General features: G+C 60.5%; 13 protein-coding genes. 11 read left to right on the forward strand and 2 right to left on the reverse strand.

Annotation, left to right across the window (positions count from 1 at the left end):
- Nucleotides 1-47: 47 nt before the first annotated feature.
- Nucleotides 48-311 carry a hypothetical protein gene (locus tag AC1RO0_RS13750; RefSeq protein ID WP_498593449.1) on the reverse strand — a complete coding sequence of 88 codons (264 nt, stop codon included), beginning with the start codon at nucleotides 309-311 and terminating at the stop codon, nucleotides 48-50.
- Nucleotides 312-883: 572 nt separating this feature from the next.
- Entirely contained in the window at nucleotides 884-1828 is a 945-nt protein-coding gene (locus AC1RO0_RS13755) for a LysR family transcriptional regulator (protein ID WP_498593450.1), read from the reverse strand.
- A gap of 130 nt (nucleotides 1829-1958) precedes the next feature.
- Here AC1RO0_RS13755 and AC1RO0_RS13760 point away from each other — a divergent pair, with 130 nt between their 5' ends.
- The 11 genes from AC1RO0_RS13760 (at nucleotide 1959) to AC1RO0_RS13810 (ending at nucleotide 15481) form a co-directional block, all read left to right on the forward strand.
- Nucleotides 1959-2672, forward strand: a complete 714-nt coding sequence (locus AC1RO0_RS13760; RefSeq protein ID WP_498593451.1) for a phosphoribosyltransferase family protein — start codon at nucleotides 1959-1961, stop codon at nucleotides 2670-2672.
- A gap of 152 nt (nucleotides 2673-2824) precedes the next feature.
- Entirely contained in the window at nucleotides 2825-3397 is a 573-nt protein-coding gene (locus AC1RO0_RS13765; protein WP_498593452.1) for an aminotriazole resistance protein, read from the forward strand.
- A 19-nt stretch (nucleotides 3398-3416) separates the two neighbouring features.
- Nucleotides 3417-4940 carry an ABC transporter ATP-binding protein gene (locus AC1RO0_RS13770; RefSeq protein WP_498593453.1) on the forward strand — a complete coding sequence of 508 codons (1524 nt, stop codon included), beginning with the start codon at nucleotides 3417-3419 and terminating at the stop codon, nucleotides 4938-4940.
- Nucleotides 4937-5617, forward strand: coding sequence for an energy-coupling factor transporter transmembrane component T family protein (locus AC1RO0_RS13775; protein WP_498593454.1), 681 nt, complete (start codon nucleotides 4937-4939; stop codon nucleotides 5615-5617). Before AC1RO0_RS13770 ends, AC1RO0_RS13775 begins: the two co-directional genes overlap by 4 nt.
- Nucleotides 5607-6239, forward strand: coding sequence for a phosphoribosyltransferase family protein (locus AC1RO0_RS13780; RefSeq protein ID WP_498593455.1), 633 nt, complete (start codon nucleotides 5607-5609; stop codon nucleotides 6237-6239). The genes AC1RO0_RS13775 and AC1RO0_RS13780 overlap by 11 nt, the downstream gene beginning before the upstream one ends.
- A 383-nt stretch (nucleotides 6240-6622) precedes the next feature.
- Nucleotides 6623-8926: a molybdopterin guanine dinucleotide-containing S/N-oxide reductase gene (locus tag AC1RO0_RS13785; RefSeq protein WP_498593456.1), complete on the forward strand. Its 2304-nt coding sequence runs from the start codon at nucleotides 6623-6625 to the stop codon at nucleotides 8924-8926.
- A 215-nt stretch (nucleotides 8927-9141) separates the two neighbouring features.
- Complete coding sequence (locus AC1RO0_RS13790) at nucleotides 9142-10794, forward strand: ABC transporter substrate-binding protein (protein ID WP_498593457.1); 1653 nt, start codon at nucleotides 9142-9144, stop codon at nucleotides 10792-10794.
- 34 nt (nucleotides 10795-10828) lie between these two features.
- The gene (locus AC1RO0_RS13795; RefSeq protein ID WP_498593458.1) at nucleotides 10829-11839 is read left to right on the forward strand and encodes an ABC transporter permease; all 1011 of its coding nucleotides are present in this window, start codon (nucleotides 10829-10831) and stop codon (nucleotides 11837-11839) included.
- Nucleotides 11836-12684, forward strand: coding sequence for an ABC transporter permease (locus tag AC1RO0_RS13800; protein WP_498593459.1), 849 nt, complete (start codon nucleotides 11836-11838; stop codon nucleotides 12682-12684). The genes AC1RO0_RS13795 and AC1RO0_RS13800 overlap by 4 nt, the downstream gene beginning before the upstream one ends.
- The gene (locus tag AC1RO0_RS13805) at nucleotides 12663-14393 is read left to right on the forward strand and encodes a dipeptide ABC transporter ATP-binding protein (protein WP_498593460.1); all 1731 of its coding nucleotides are present in this window, start codon (nucleotides 12663-12665) and stop codon (nucleotides 14391-14393) included. The genes AC1RO0_RS13800 and AC1RO0_RS13805 overlap by 22 nt, the downstream gene beginning before the upstream one ends.
- Nucleotides 14390-15481 carry an LLM class flavin-dependent oxidoreductase gene (locus AC1RO0_RS13810; RefSeq protein WP_498593461.1) on the forward strand — a complete coding sequence of 364 codons (1092 nt, stop codon included), beginning with the start codon at nucleotides 14390-14392 and terminating at the stop codon, nucleotides 15479-15481. The genes AC1RO0_RS13805 and AC1RO0_RS13810 overlap by 4 nt, the downstream gene beginning before the upstream one ends.
- Nucleotides 15482-15514: the final 33 nt, after the last annotated feature.

The raw sequence follows: 15514 nt of genomic DNA on the forward strand, positions 1-15514 counted from the left end.
GGCCGCGATTGCAATCGACAAAGAGCCTCCATTCTCCCATCTGGCACTCAGTCGATGATTTTCGGCGAAGTCCGCTCCATGCGAACATCCAGGCGGATGACGCGGGTTCCGAAGATGTCGGGGCCGGTTAACGTCTCGAAGACAGGCACGAAGACTGGGCGAACGATAGTCAGTTTTCTCGCGAAGTGCTCGATACTGTCGCTGGCGCCCGTCATCTCGCCACGTTCATCAGCACCGACAATAAGAAGATTGCCGGCAAACGGCGAGCCGTGGCCTTTCAAGTCCGTTACGCTATGAACCCCGTCGGTCATGCTATTTGCACCGACATAGACGATATGAGAGCGCTCGACGCGAACGGCATCAACCTTGCTGCTTCCGATCAAGCGGGAGATATGCGTAAGCCGATCTGCCGCGGGAAGCATCATGCTCCGGATCGTTTCGGCAGCTGCGTTCAGAAGGTAGGCTTTGACTTCAGACATAATAATTTTAATTCGCCAACCGTGATCTCGGTCTGATTAGGTTTGCGGGGTCTCTAGATGCATACTTACCGCCTTGCTGCCCTGAGCATTAGAACCAAACGATATTGTCTCTATAGACATAGGGCCGCACAACTTTTACAAGCACCAAAATTCGTCCAGTGCGTTTCCTTTTCTTCAACGGGAGGAAATCGCCATCAGCAATTTTTGGTTGAATTCACGAGCGGCGACACGCGCGTGCTCGAGCTGCTGCATTCACTCTGCGAACACTTCACGAGGATGTGCAGAATCTTGCTAATGGCCCGGAAGTCAGAGCCAGCTGCTGGGAGATAGGGCATGATGGTAAAGGTCCTTCCCTAGACAGCCAGCAAGCCGCGAACAGGTATTCATTCAGGGGCCAAACTCCGTTACTCCAATGAACGGGAAACCGCTTCGTCCGTATGAAGTGCGAGCTCATCGAAATATTCCTCAAAATACCTCCGCGCGATGATGGAGGTCATGGAGAGGCTGCGGCGTGGATCAACGATCAGCGACAGCACCATCGGCGGTAAACCGCGATCAGCTATGCGGGAGCAATGTATTCCCTCATCACCCTTCAAGGGCATGCCCCTAGCCACGGCCGTCACGCCGAAACCGCAACCCTCACGAACCATGGAACGCATGAGCGACAAGCTATTGGTCGTCAAGACGGGCTGCAACCTCGTACCGATACGTGCCGCCGCAATGTCGACGATATCACGCAAGTGACTGCTCGCATCGGGGACGATCGTCGGTTTTTGGAAGAATTCCTCGATAGACATGCTATCCGGCTGCTTCACGCCGAGCGTTGCCGGCAACATGGCCATCAGGTGAAAGTCCGCCGAACGCGTGACAACGACCCCCGGCAGCGGCGGGGGGCTAAACGTTAGCCCGAAGTCTACGCCTCCGTCCCTCACCAGTTGACGCACACGGTCCGAATCCGCCACCGTGATCGAATTGCGGATGCGAAGATGATCCTTCATAAACCGCGCGATCGCCGCGGGCAGAAAGTCGGGCACAGTTTCCTGGGAGGCGGCAATTTTCACTTCGCCACGGCGAAGCCCCTTCAATTCCTCGATCTCGAATTTGATCCGGGAAAGGTCCTTATTCCATTCTCTATAACCGTTAATGAGCAATTCGCCCGCCGAGGTCAGCCGCATCCCTCGTGGCAGACGCTCAAATAAGGCAACACCGAACTCTTCCTCGGCAACGATGAGCTGCTTATTGATCGCGGAAGCCGAGACATTCAGTTTCTCCGCGGCTTTTCTGATCGAGCCGCGTTTAGCAATCTCGTCGAGATAATGCGCGAACCGAGAAAACAAAAGCCTGCTCATTCGGGAAGAGTACCTCGTTGAAGAAAAGGAAACACACCGGACGAATTTTGTTGGTTGTAAAAGCCGGGCGACCTAGTGTCTACTGGGATAATACTTCGACTGCAACTTATGATGGCAAAAGGCCGCATTAATGTATCTGGAGACCCCGCAAACCCATCAGATAGAGATTGCCGGCGAGAATTTCAGCCTACCGATTATCCAGCTAAACGACCGACGAGCAATCGCGCTGCTGATGGTAATCGACATGGGTATCCGGTTTGGCGACATCGTCGGCGATGCTCTCGCCAGTCATTTTGCGCAGATGCGACCCGACATCGTCGTCGGTAGCGCCACCTTGGGCGTCCCGGTCGCGATCGAAGTCTCACGGCGCCTTGGTATAGACCAATATGTCATCCTGCAGAAATCACCAAAATTTCACCTCGCCGACGCCTTGGTCGAGGATGTGCGCTCGATCACGACTGCACAGCCGCAACGCCTTCTGCTTGATCGCCGCTCGATAAGCCTGCTCCAGGGCAAGCGCGTTCTCATTGTCGACGATGTCATCGCAACCGGCTCCAGCATGGCGGCGGCGATCCGTCTCGTGCGACGCGCTGGCGCCAATATAATTGGTGCGGGTGCCATTCTGACCGAGGGTCACGCCTGGCGGGATCTGCTCGGTAAGGACGCCAGCCTGGTCGCCAGCCTCGGCCACATTCCTCAGTTCGACATTGTCAACGGAGTGGCGACCCCCGATACCGCAACCGAGAAAGACGCTTGGATGGATGACCGAGTTTTGGTCAACAAGCATTTGGCGCAGACCCAGCGAAGACGCTCTGCGGCTCAAAGGGGCGCAGCACAGGTGTAAACAGGACGTTCGGCGACTCTCCTGAACAGTCTTCCCGCAATCGCCGGGCGGCATGTGATCGAGACCAAATTTGCGTTTGAACCATTGCGGAAAGCCGTTCCAGCCGGTTTTTCGAGAATTTCCGGAAGTTACTTTTGAAGGGGACAAAAATCATGCAGCCAGCAACCGCATCGCAAACTGACGGCAATACTCTCTTTCCCATCGTGCTCTCGATCGTGGCGGCTGCCGCCACGGGTGTCCTTTGGGCCTATGCCAATCCAATCCAGCTCGTGCCCGGCGTCATCCAGTGGCGCATTTTCGCCTTCCTGCCGCCGGTAATCGGTATCCTGCTCGGCTGGCGCAGCGGTTTCATTTGCGGCTACCTCGGCACCATCGTCTGGTCGCTTCTGGCCGGCACTTTCATTCCTGCGCATTCGCTCATCGTCGATGGCGTCATGGTCGGCCTGACCGGCCTTGTGCCGGGGCTCCTCTTTGATCCCGCCAAGACTGTCTTTGATCGTCTGGCGCTGATCAAGATTGCTGCGGTTTGCCTTGTCGTCGGGCTGATCATGGTGGTGGCGGTGTCTGCAAGCCTTGCCTATCTCGGCATTTTTCCGTTCTGGTGGGGTTTTGGCTATCTTGGCCTATCCGACATCGTCCCGATGGTCGTCGGCACGCCGCTTCTGATCATCCCGGCCCTGAAAATTCTGAAGAGCGCGCATCCCGCCGGCTTCAAACGCTTCTGAACCCGATCCGGATCAACACGTGCTCAATATTGCCAATCTGACGATCGGTTTCGGCGGTCCCGCACCGGTGCTTGCCGAAACCAATTGTACGCTTGACGAGGGACAGCGGCTTCTCGTCTGTGGCGAAGCCGGCAGCGGCAAGTCGACGCTGCTCGGCGTTGCCGCTGGCCTGATCCCGCGCCTCATTCACGCTGCCGAATTCTCCGGCCAAGTGGAACTTGCCGGCCGTCCGCTCCACTCTTTCACGAAGAAGGAGCTGTTCAGTATGATCGGCTTCGTGGCGCAAAATAGTGAAGACCAGCTTTGGGACATCTGTGTCGAGGATGTCATCGCGTTCCCGATGGAGAACAAGGGCGTCGAGCAGAACGTGATCCGCAACCGGCTCGCCGAGCTAATTGCGGAGTTCGAGCTGGAGGCGTTGCGTGGCCGTCGGGTTCTGACCCTCTCGGGTGGTGAACGGCGGATGGTCACCATTGCCGCCGCGATCGCCTCTAATCCGGCAATCCTGGTGCTGGACGAGCCTACCACCGGGCTCGATCCCGCCGCCCGCATGCGCCTTTCCAACATCCTGCGGAAGGTGTCGGGCAGCGTCCCGACCCTGCTGATCTCGGAGCAGCACCCTTTGGCGCTCCATTCCGTGATCGACAGCATCGCTTTATTGCGTCACGGCAGCCTTTCTCCAAGCATGCCGCCAAAGACTGTTCTCACACAGGACGCCGCCTGGATCGAAGCCGGCATTCTACCGCCAATGCGCCCTCGGCCCGCGCGACAGACCGTCGAGACGGGCCACGCGCTGTTGACCGTTTCGAAGCTGACGAGCCAGCTTTCCCGCTCGCTCGGAAACCCGGTTCTAAAGGATGTGAGTTTCGACGTTCGAGCTGGAGAGGTCCTCGCACTCATCGGCCGCAACGGCGCCGGCAAGACGACGCTGTTCAAATCGATCCTCGGACTTCTGAAAACGACCGCAGGCTCCATTCTCTTCGACGGGACGAGGGCCGACGACTGGTCCGTCGCCGCGAGGGCGCGCAAGATTGCCTATATCCCGCAGAACATGCGCCATATTCTGTTCAATATGACTGTGCTCGGTGAAGTGATCTTTGCCGTCACGGCCTCCACTGCATCCTCCAGCGACCCAGCCGTCATCGCCCGCGCCACGGCAGCGCTGGAGCGCTATTCACTCTCCAACCTCGCAGAGGCCAATCCATTTGCGCTTTCGGCCCGTCAGCAGGCTCTGCTGGGCCTTGCTTGCGCCGACGCAACCGGCGCGGCTGTCGCCATCATCGACGAGCCGCTTTTGGCCAGGGACATCAAAGGCCGGCAAATGCTGGAGCTTTTCATCTCGTCAATGCAGTCCTCGGGACGAGCGGTGATGTTGATCTCGCACGATCTGGAACTGGTCGACGATCTGGCCAGCCGTCTGATGATCTTGGACAATGGCGCGATCGCGTTCGAGGGAAGGCCCGAAGACGGCTGGGAAAGCAGCACCTTCCGCTCTCTCGGCTGGCAAGCGCCCTATGATATGACAGCCTGGAGCAGGGCATGACGCGGCTTCACGAGCTCAACTTTTTTATCAAGCTGGGGATTGCCTTTGCCATTATGCTGGCAGCCTGGCTCGCTCCCGACTGGCGCTTCGGCGTGCCGCTTGCGCTTGCCTGTCTGATGCTTCTATGGGCGATACGCGTTCCCGGTTTGCGCGGTTATATCAAGGGTGCCACCCTGCTCACCGGCATGGTCATGCTGAGCTGGATGATAAACCTCTGGCTACAGGGCCTTTCGACAGGCGCAGCCCTGTCTGTCGCCGCCGCGATGGCGGCCAGGCTGGTGACAACCACAGCCGCCTTCTACTTCGTCATGGAGACCAGTACGCCGGGCTCGATATTGGCAGCAGCAAGCGCCGCGCGGCTGCCGCCGATTGCCACGCTTGTTCTCTCGTTGACCTTCGGCGTCATTCCAATGCTGCGCGACGATTTCGAACGCATTGCGGACGCGCAACGGTCTCGCGGCATGGAGATCGACAATGTCAGCCTGCCGACGAAACTGCGCTTCGCACTGGCCCGCGGCGTTCCACTGCTCGTCCAGGCGATCCGTATGGCGCACGCCATTTCGTTCTCTCTCACCCTCTACGGGTATGATCTCAAACACAAGCGGACAACCTGGCGCCATGTTGGCCTCATGGTCGAGCCGCGCCTTAGCATGAAGGACAAAACCGATGACCTCTGAGACCATGGACCCGAGAACCGGACAAAACTGGAGAGTCGATGTTTCCGGCTATCCGGTAGACTTGCCGATCGTGGCGATCAAGCCGGATTTTGCCATTTCGCTGATGATGGTCATCGATCTCGGTGTGAAATTCGGCGAACATGTCGGCCGCAAACTTGCCGCCAAATTCGCACCGCTCAAGCCCGACATCATCGTCGGCACGGCGACACTTGGCATTCCCGTCGCAATCGAGGTTTCTCGTGCGCTCGGACTCGACAACTACGTCATCCTGCAGAAGTCGCCAAAGATCCATTTGGCGAATGCATTGGAGCAGACAATCTCCTCCATTACATCAAAGGGCGAACAGCGCCTGCTGCTGGACCGCGCCGCGATACCCCTTCTCAAGGGCAAGCGCGTGGTCGTGGTCGACGACGTGGTCGCCTCGGGATCCAGTCTTAAGGGGTCGCTCGAGCTGGTACGCAAGGCAGGAGCTGACGTAGTCGGCATTGGCGTTGTCCTGACCGAGGCTGGCGATTGGCAGGAAGCGCTGGGATCGGACTGTGACCTCATTCAGAGCCTTGCCCATATCCCGCAATTTTCGCAGACTGACGGTCTAACTTGGGAGCCGATTCCCGGCACCTGACACCAATATCCTGACAAAACGGGGCGTTTTGGGGCTCTGTTGCAATTTTGGGAAGGCGAGCGTTCGGGACGTCACACCGAGAGCGACCTTGTCGAGAGCGGCAAGGTCCGCACCGCGCGCGCCCTGATCATTTCTCATTCAAGCTGCCTGCAACTCACCAACCGAGTCCCGGCGGGATAAAATTCTATGATTTCTATAGAAAAAGAATGACCTGTCTTTCTGCGACCGTGAGGGCGCGTTAGCATCCATACGTAATCCGATGCAGGCAGCAGACCTGGGGAATAATGATATGCCGACCGAATTCATCAGCATCACGTTTCCGAACTCATCGAGAAAATCAGTGGCCCGATGATAAACGCTTTGATTGCCCGGGTATTTTGCAAATGAACACGTACCAGACCCATAGCTCCCATTGGGGCGCATTTTCGGGCCGCTACGAAGACGGAAAACTCGAAATTCGTCCCCATCCGGCCGACCCGCATCCGTCGCCCTTGTTGGGCAACCTCGCCGCGATCGCCCACAGCCCCGCGCGCATCAGGCGTCCGGCCGTCAGGCGCGGCTGGCTTGAGGGCAAGAGAGGGAATGCGCAGGATCGCGGTGCGGATGATTATGTGGATGTCAGCTGGCCAGAAGCGCTTGACTTGGTTGCTGGAGAACTTCGGCGCGTTTACGGAGACTTTGGACCTCAGGCCATCTTCGGCGGTTCCTACGGCTGGTCGAGTGCCGGACGCTTCCATCATGCACAGAGCCAGATCCACCGGTTTCTGAATGTGCTCGGCGGCTATGTGCGATCCGTCAATACTTACAGCTCCGGTGCTGCAATGGTCATCATCCCACACGTTCTGGGGCCGTACGACCATTTCGACCGCAAGAGCGTCACCTGGGATGCCATCGAGCGGAGCAGCGAACTGGTCGTCGCCTTCGGCGGAATGGCGATCAAGAATGCGGACGTGCATGGCGGCGGCATCAGTTCGCATATCGTACGCCAGACGCTGAACGGCGCGAGCGCTCGCGGTGCCCGTTTCGTGCTCGTCAGCCCACTGAAAGACGATTTTCCCGCCGAGCTGGATGCACAGTGGCTGCCGATCGTGCCGGGCACAGATGTCGCGCTGATGCTCGGTATCGCGCATGCGCTCGTCAATGCGGGATTGCACGACCGCGGATTTCTCGACCGCTATACGGTCGGATACGAGCGTTTCGAGGACTATCTGCTCGGGCGGAGCGATGGTGTCGAAAAGAGCCCGGAATGGGCTTCCGGCATCTGTGGCATCGGCGCCGATGCCATCAAGGAACTGGCTCGGGCGATGGCAGGCGCGAGAACGCTGATCACCGTCAGCCATTCCCTCCAGCGCGCCGACTATGGCGAACAGCCTGTCTGGATGGGCATCGTGCTGGCCGCAATGCTCGGGCAGATCGGACTGGATGGCGGCGGCTATGCCTATTCCCTCGGTGCATTGGGGAATATCGGCAAGGCCCAGCTTGCCGTTCCACTGCCGACCCTTAGCCAGTTCAAGAATCCAGTGCCGGATTTCATACCCGTTGCGCGCATCGCCGATATGCTCCTCAATCCAGGCGACGCGTTCAACTATAACGGCCACACGATGCGTTATCCCGATGTCCGCCTCGTCTATTGGGCAGGCGGCAACCCGTTTCATCACCATCAGGATCTCAACAGGCTGCGGGCAGCATTCAAAAGACCGGAGACCATCATCGTCCATGAGACGGCCTGGACATCCTCAGCGCGTCACGCGGATATCGTCTTGCCTGCGACCACCACGCTTGAGCGTGACGATATTGGCGCGGCGGACCGCGATCCTCTGATGATCGCGATGAAGAAGCTGATCGAGCCGGTCGGGGAAGCGCGCGACGATTATGAGATCTTCTCCGAGATAGCGCGTCGTCTCGGAAAATTCGAAGAGTTCACCAAAAATCGCACCAGCCGGGATTGGCTCGCCTTCCTGTTCGAGACCACGCGCACGGCGCTTGCCGCCGGTGGACACGAGGCTCCCGATTTCGAGGTGTTCTGGAAACGTGGAGAGATGCGCCTGCCGCTCAAGCCCGACGATGGCGGACCGGCCCACGCCTTTCGCAATGATCCGTCCGGATCCCCGCTGCAGACGCCATCCGGCAAGATCGAGATCTTCTCGCAGACGATCGAAGGCTTCGGCTACGACGATTGCCGGGGCCATCCGAGATGGTATCCTCCCAGGGCAAAGACCAAGGCGGACAAGAGCTATCCCCTGCATCTGGTCTGCAACCAGCCACATTCGCGGCTCCATAGCCAGCTGGACTATGGTGATTTCAGCCGCTCCACTAAAATCAACGGCCGCGAGCCGGTTCGTATCCACCCGGTAGATGCGGTCGAGCGTGGTATCTCGGATGGAGACATTGTGAGGTTGTTCAACGTCCGCGGCAGTTGTCTCGCCGCGGCGATGATAAGCGAGGACGTGCGCAAGGGGGTCATGCAGTTGGCAACAGGCGCATGGTTCGAGCCGGACGCCGCGACCGCCGACAACGCGATGTGCATTCACGGCAACCCGAACATCCTGACCCACGACGTCGGGACCTCTCAGTTGGCCCAAGGTTCGACCGGACAACTTACAAGGGTGGAGGTCGAACGGTTCGTTGGCGAAGCGCCGCCCGTGCGGATATTCGAGGGACCCAAGGTTCAAAATCGATCCCAATAAGATCGGCACGGAGACCCTGATCGCCAAGGAGGGTTTTGAACGCGCGGCTCCCTCCCAGACAAGCCCTGAAAAAAGCTGACCCTTGCACACGCTAAAACTGAACAAAATAATCCATAAAATTAGTAGAAAAAGAACAACTAGTCTTTCTCCCTCGGCTCCGCCTGCATAGGCTCTGTTTCAGAATTTCACAGAACCAGAACCATCAGGACCTCTTCATGACCGAACGCCTTTTTTCGTTGTCCCTCTCCCGGCGCCGTCTGCTGATCACCACTTCCGCCGTGGCAACCGGCGCTTTGGTGACGATGGCGGGCCTCGCCCCGGCTCTGAGTGCTGACAGCCCACGCAACGGAGGTGACATCACCTTCCTCATCGATTCGTTGGGCGATACCTGGATTCCGAACAACAGCGCGATCTCCAGCTTCCAGGGTCACATCTGGGGCCATGTGACCGATAAGCTCCTTTACGTCGACGCTGACGGCAAGGTCAGCCCCTGGATCGCCGAGCGCTGGGAGCAGAACGACACGGCCACCGAGTTCACCCTGCACCTCAAGAGCGGCGTGACCTTCTCCGATGGCACCCCGCTCGACGCGTCGGCCGTCGTCGCCAATCTCGACATCTGGTATGCCGGCCGTAAGAACGAGGGCATCAACCCGATCGGGCTCTTCCCGAAGACCTACGACCATGCCGAGACAGTTGACGCGAGCACAGTGAAGGTCTTCTTCAAAAAGCCGACGCTCGGCTTCATCCCGACTCTCGGCTACCACGGTTCGATCCTCATCTCTCCGAAGACCATCGCGCAGCCCGCCCCCCAGCAGGCTGACCTGAGCAAGACCTCCGGCAGCGGCCCCTATGTGGTCGATTCCTGGAAGGAGGGCGACTTCGTCAAGCTGGTCAAGCGCAAGGACTACAACTGGGGTCCTCCGGCGGTCGGTCATACCGGTCCAGCCTATCTCGACACGATTACCTACAAGCTGGTGACCGAACCGTCGCTGCGCGTTGCCGCCGTGCAGTCCGGGCAAGCCGACGTCGCCTACAACGCCTCGCCGCAGGAGCTGGAGTCTCTCAAGTCGGAGGGCTTCACCATCGCGACACCACGCTATCTCGGCTTCGTCAACGGCTGGGCGATCAACACCAAGCTCGCGCCGTACAACGATGTGAAAGTACGCCAGGCCCTCCAGGCCGGCATCAATCGCCAGGAGATCATCGACACCGTCTACACGCCTGACTGGAAGCTCGCGACATCCTTTATCCAGAGCAACGTGCCGGGCGCGACCGACCAAAGCAGTCTCTTGGCCTACAACCCCGAGAAAGCTGAAAAGCTCCTTGATGAGGCAGGCTGGACAAAAGGCGCAAACGGCATCCGTACCAAAAACGGCGAGCCGCTATTGCTGATACTGAATTCCAACCCCTACCTCGCAACGTCCAAATCGGTCGATGAACTCATCGCCCAGCAACTCGGCAAGATCGGCTGGAAAGTCGCCATCCGTGCCTACGATGTTGTCACCTACGGCCAGAAGGTCAAATACGGCGGCGCGGCTGTGCCGGCCTACGAGGTGACACGTAGCTTCATCGACGCGGGGACCGTCGCCAGCATTCTGACGAACGCCAACAATGGCGAGAACTGGTTCGCACTCGACGAGAGCGACACGAGGCTCAACGAGCTACGCGACAAGATCGCGAGCGCCGGCTCTACGGAAATTCGCAAACCGCTCCTCGACGAGTTGCAGAAGTACATTCTTGATCAGGGTTACTTCATCCCCCGCACGCAGATCGTTCAGCGGATTTACGCTCAGTCTCCCAAGCTCAAGGGCGAGGTCTACAACGGCGTCGCCTATGCCAGCTACTACACGGCCACGAAAAGCGAATAGCCCGCAATTCAACCGCGCAAAGAAGGTGACAGGCATGAGCAAAGCCTACCTAAACTACGCCGCAAAACGCCTCGTGCAGGCGATCGTCGTGATCCTGCTGGCTTATGTCTTCACCTTCGTCGTCGTCAGCATCCTGCCGGGCGACCCGATATCCAACGTCCTGAACAATCCTCAGAATGGATTCACACAGGAGGAGATCAAGGAGATCATCGCCGCCCAAGGTCTGGACAAGCCGATCCCGGTCCAGCTCTGGACATCGTTTTCCGGGTTTGTCGCCGGTGATCTGGGCCTGTCGATGCGGACCAACCGGCCCGTGACAACGCTGATCGCCGAGGTGCTCCCGTCGACGTTGGTCCTTGCTTCCGCAGGCCTCGTCGTCGCGCTTCTGCTCGCGGCGGTGATCGCCTATGGCACACAGTTTCTTCCAAAACGGCTTGGCCAGGGCTTGCTGCGAGGCTTTCCGTCGCTGTTCCTGTCGGTACCAAATTTCGTGATCGGCCTGGTGCTGATTCACCTCTTTGGTTTCCAGCTCGGCGTCTTTCGTGTGATCGAGCCCAACAGCGTCTGGGCGACCCTTTTCGCGGCGATCGCGCTCGGCATCCCCATCTCCGCGCAAATCGCGGAAGTGCTCATCGCCAACCTCGACCATGAGTCCGGGCAGGAATACGCCGCCGTCGCGCGGGGCCGCGGCCTCGGGCAAATGCGCCTGTTCGCAAAGCACCTGCTCAAGCCGTCCTCGCTCCCGGTCGTCACCGTCGTTGCGCTGACGATCGGCGAACTGCTCGGGGGCTCGCTGATCACCGAGACGGTCTTTGGGCGCACCGGTCTTGGCAGCCTGGTGCAAAGGTCGGTGAGCACGCAGGACCTGCCCGTCCTTCAGGCAGTCGTCTCGTTGGCAGCAGTGGTCTTCGTGATCGTCAACCTGATCGCCGACCTCGCCTACCCGCTGCTCGACCCGCGCGTCAAGCTCCTCGGCGCTCCCGAGCGTCGTCCAACCACGGCTGACGAAGGCTCCGTCAGCATTTCCAAGGCGGTGACGTCATGACCCTCGCCTCCACCTACTCGACCTCGCGTGTCACGGCGATCAGCCGGCTGACAAACCTCCGTGTGCCGCCGGCCGTCGCGCTCTCATTCGCGATCGTCGCGCTTGCGATCGCCTGGTCGCTCGCCCCGAGCCTATTCACGAGCTATGACCCGATCAACGGTGTTCCAGCTCAAAAGCTGCTTGGCCCCAGTGCGGCGCACTGGTTCGGCACCGATCACCTCGGTCGCGATCTCTACGCCCGCGTCGTCTATGGCACAGCCTCCTCAGTCGCGAGCGCGCTGATCGCCGTGGTCATCGGCGTTGTCGCCGGTGGTCTCATCGGCCTGCTCGCCGGCTTTTTCGGCGGCTGGGTTGATACCCTGTTCGCCCGCCTGGTCGACGTGCTGCTCGCCATTCCAAAATTCTTGCTGGCCGTCATCGTCGTCACCGCCATCGGCTTCGACACCACGAACGCCGCCATCGCCACCGGTGTTTCGGCGGTGGCCCTCTTCGCCCGGGTGATGCGCTCGGAGGTCATCAAGACGCGGCAAGCGACATTCGTCGAGTCTTCCTTTCTCCTCGGCGGGTCGCGCTGGCACATCCTGTGGCGTCATGTGCTCCCGAATGCGTCGCGCTCGGTGCTGCCGCTTGCAGTGCTGCAATTCGGCGACTCGATCCTGGTCATCGCCAGCCTCGCTTTTCTCGGTTACGGCGACCCGCCACCGGCATCCGACTGGGGCCTGCTGATCTCGATCGGCAAGGATTACCTCAAATGGCCCTGGCTGGTTTACGCACCCGCCTTCGTCACGATCGCAACCGTCCTCTCTGTAAACAGGATCAGCCGATGGCTCCGCAAGACAGACTGACCCAGCTTTTCGCTCGCACCGATGTCACCAGTTTGATGTCTCAACGATCGGCTCCGCTGCTCCGCGTCGACGGGTTGTCGGTCGCCTACGGAAAGCAAGAGGTCGTCACCAACGTTGGGTTCGAACTGGGCCGTGGCAAGAGCCTTGCTCTCATCGGGGAATCGGGCTCGGGCAAATCGACGATTGCCCGCGCGGTGCTGCGACTGCTCCCCGCCGGTGGACACGCGAGTGGCCGCGTCGAATTCGACGGCCAGGAGGTGCTGGGGCTCTCGGAGCGGCATTTCCGGCCGTTACGGGGACGTGCTATCGGGTTTGTCCCGCAAGACCCGGGCAACTCGCTCAACCCGGTACGGACGATCGGCGCCCAGGCGTTGGAGGCTGCCGCACTCATCGACGAGCCCAATAAGACGCTCCGCAAGGCGCTCATCCTGGAGACATTCGCTCAGGTTGGGCTCGACAACCCGCAGCGAGTTTATGATTCCTATCCGCACCAGCTGTCCGGTGGCATGCTGCAGCGTGTGCTGATCGGCCTTGCGGTCCTTCCACGGCCGCTGCTGCTGGTTGCGGACGAGCCGACCTCCGCGCTCGACGTCACGATCCAGAAACGCATCCTCGACTTGCTTTCCAAATTGCAGCACGAGCTCCATATCAGCCTGCTCCTGATTACCCACGACCTGGCGATCGCCGCCGAGCGGGCGGACTCTCTGGTGGTGCTGAAGGACGGCGTCATTCAGGAGGCCGGCAGTACAACGGCCGTGTTCTCCTCGCCGGCATCGGTATACGCAAAGAAGCTTCACGCCGACGTCCCGGCCCTCAACCCCGACCGCTACGCCCGGCTGCGCGACCCCGGCTTCCGTTTCCTCAAGACCGACGCCGGCAAGGCACCGAAGATCGAGGTCAGCGCCGTCACGAAGACCTTCACGGTCGACGGCAAGGTTCTGACGGCCGTCAACGACGTGTCGTTTGCCGTCCCGGCTGGCACCACGCATGCGCTTGTCGGTGAGTCGGGTTCGGGCAAGACGACGGCAATCCGGCTCTTGCTAGGGCTGGAGCAACCCGATACCGGCAAGATCGCGGTCGCCGGCGAACAGCTCAACGGTCGCTCGCACCAGTCGCTGCGCGCGGTGTGGCGCCACCTTCAGCTCGTCTACCAGAACCCGTTCACCTCGCTCGACCCGACCTGGAAAGTCGAGCAGCTGGTGCGCGAACCGCTCGATCGCTTCAAGATTGGAACCCGCGAAGAGCGGGCCGCACGGGTCCGCGAAGCGCTGGCCAATGTCGGGCTCGGCGAGCACCTGCTTGCGCGCAATCCGGCAGCCTTGTCAGGTGGCCAACGCCAGCGCGTGGCCATCGCCCGGTCGCTGGTCCTCAAGCCGGATGTGATCGTACTCGATGAGCCCACCTCCGCGCTCGACGTCAGTGTCCAGGCCGACATCGTCGAAGTGCTGCTTTCGCTGCAAGCCAAACTTGGCCTGACATATGTATTTGTCTCCCACGATTTGGCCCTGGTGCGCCAACTCGCCCACACCGTCTCGGTGATGCAGCGCGGACGTATCGTCGAGCACGGGACCGTCACCGACATCTTCGACAACCCTCAGCAGCCCTATACCCGGTCGCTGCTGGAATCGATTCCGTCCGGCGCCGCTCGTATCGCCCGCGTGCCACAGCCTCAACCCCAACGGGTCTTCAGCGAGGAAAAAATCGCATGACCGTGACCGCGCCTGTCGGCGCCCTGTCCGCGCCGTTCCGCCCCAAGCAGCGGCTCGGCTTCAATACCCGCGTGTCTTTCAACGATGATGCCGGGCCGGCGCAGGGGCTGCGCGATGGGATCGAGCTGTTCAAGGCCGCGGAGCGGCTGGGCTACCAGTCCGGCTGGGCCTACCAGCGGCACTTCGACCACTACCTGTCCTCACCGCTTCCGTTCTTCGCCGCGGCCGGCCAGCACACCAAGCATATCACGCTGGGTTCGGCGGTCATCCCGATGCGCTATCAGGATCCGATCCTGCTTGCTGAGGCAGCTGGCACGACCGACCTGTTGATCGGCGGCCGGCTGGAGCTGGCCATCTCGACCGGCGCCAACGCGGCCTTCGACGCTGTCTTCGGTACAGTCGACACGGATGCCCGCACAGAGGCCAAGCGCCGCCAGGCACGCTTCCTCGCCGCAATCTCGGGCGAGGTTCTCCACACCGTCGCCGGGCCGAACCAGGGTGCCCCGGAGGGCATCGAACTGCGCGTGACACCGCACAGCCCGACCCTGCGCTCCCGCATTCGGCAGGGTTCAGCGAGCCTAGGCTCGGCGGTGCAGGCGGCCGAGCTTGGGATCGGGCTCATCTCCGGCACCGTGCAGCATGACCATGCCGAGGACGAGACCTTCGGGGAGTATCAGGCCCGCTGCATCAAGGCTTTCCGTACCACCTGGCGCGAAACATGGGGCACCGAGCCGCCTCCGGTCACCGTCGCCGCCTCGATCCTGGTCGGCACCACCGCCGAACTCCGGGAGAAATACGCCGCCTACGACCTCGAGCGCCGCACCCTGGGCATCGCCGCATCCCGCCCCAAGGGCGCCCTCACACCGACCGCGCCGGCCAACCAACCGTCCGGGGTCCAAATTTGCCCCGTCTTCCAGGGTACGCCCGACCAGGTGACCGAGGCGGTTCTCAACGACCCGGGCCTTGCCGCCGCGGACGAGATTGTGCTCTTTCTACCGCCCGCCTTCGGTCTTGCCGAGAACGTACGGCTGCTGGCCGACCTCGCGGAGACTGTGGCCCCGAACCTGGGCTGGTCGCCTGCCTCGTGACCTCATATGCAACCGATGCCTTGATGGGTTCGC

The sequence above is a fragment of the Rhizobium sp. GW821-FHT14E12 genome, from assembly GCF_058803745.1.

What these genes read in the sequence shown, in the direction of transcription:
- AC1RO0_RS13805 (WP_498593460.1), top strand. Translation starts at nt 12,663, where the DNA reads ATGGCTCCGCAAGACAGACTGACCCAGCTTTTCGCTCGCACCGATGTC.
- AC1RO0_RS13760 (WP_498593451.1), top strand. Translation starts at nt 1,959, where the DNA reads ATGTATCTGGAGACCCCGCAAACCCATCAGATAGAGATTGCCGGCGAG.
- AC1RO0_RS13775 (WP_498593454.1), top strand. Translation starts at nt 4,937, where the DNA reads ATGACGCGGCTTCACGAGCTCAACTTTTTTATCAAGCTGGGGATTGCC.
- AC1RO0_RS13785 (WP_498593456.1), top strand. Translation starts at nt 6,623, where the DNA reads ATGAACACGTACCAGACCCATAGCTCCCATTGGGGCGCATTTTCGGGC.
- AC1RO0_RS13780 (WP_498593455.1), top strand. Translation starts at nt 5,607, where the DNA reads ATGACCTCTGAGACCATGGACCCGAGAACCGGACAAAACTGGAGAGTC.
- AC1RO0_RS13810 (WP_498593461.1), top strand. Translation starts at nt 14,390, where the DNA reads ATGACCGTGACCGCGCCTGTCGGCGCCCTGTCCGCGCCGTTCCGCCCC.
- AC1RO0_RS13755 (WP_498593450.1), bottom strand. Translation starts at nt 1,828, where the DNA reads ATGAGCAGGCTTTTGTTTTCTCGGTTCGCGCATTATCTCGACGAGATT.
- AC1RO0_RS13795 (WP_498593458.1), top strand. Translation starts at nt 10,829, where the DNA reads ATGAGCAAAGCCTACCTAAACTACGCCGCAAAACGCCTCGTGCAGGCG.
- AC1RO0_RS13790 (WP_498593457.1), top strand. Translation starts at nt 9,142, where the DNA reads ATGACCGAACGCCTTTTTTCGTTGTCCCTCTCCCGGCGCCGTCTGCTG.
- AC1RO0_RS13765 (WP_498593452.1), top strand. Translation starts at nt 2,825, where the DNA reads ATGCAGCCAGCAACCGCATCGCAAACTGACGGCAATACTCTCTTTCCC.
- AC1RO0_RS13750 (WP_498593449.1), bottom strand. Translation starts at nt 311, where the DNA reads ATGACCGACGGGGTTCATAGCGTAACGGACTTGAAAGGCCACGGCTCG.
- AC1RO0_RS13800 (WP_498593459.1), top strand. Translation starts at nt 11,836, where the DNA reads ATGACCCTCGCCTCCACCTACTCGACCTCGCGTGTCACGGCGATCAGC.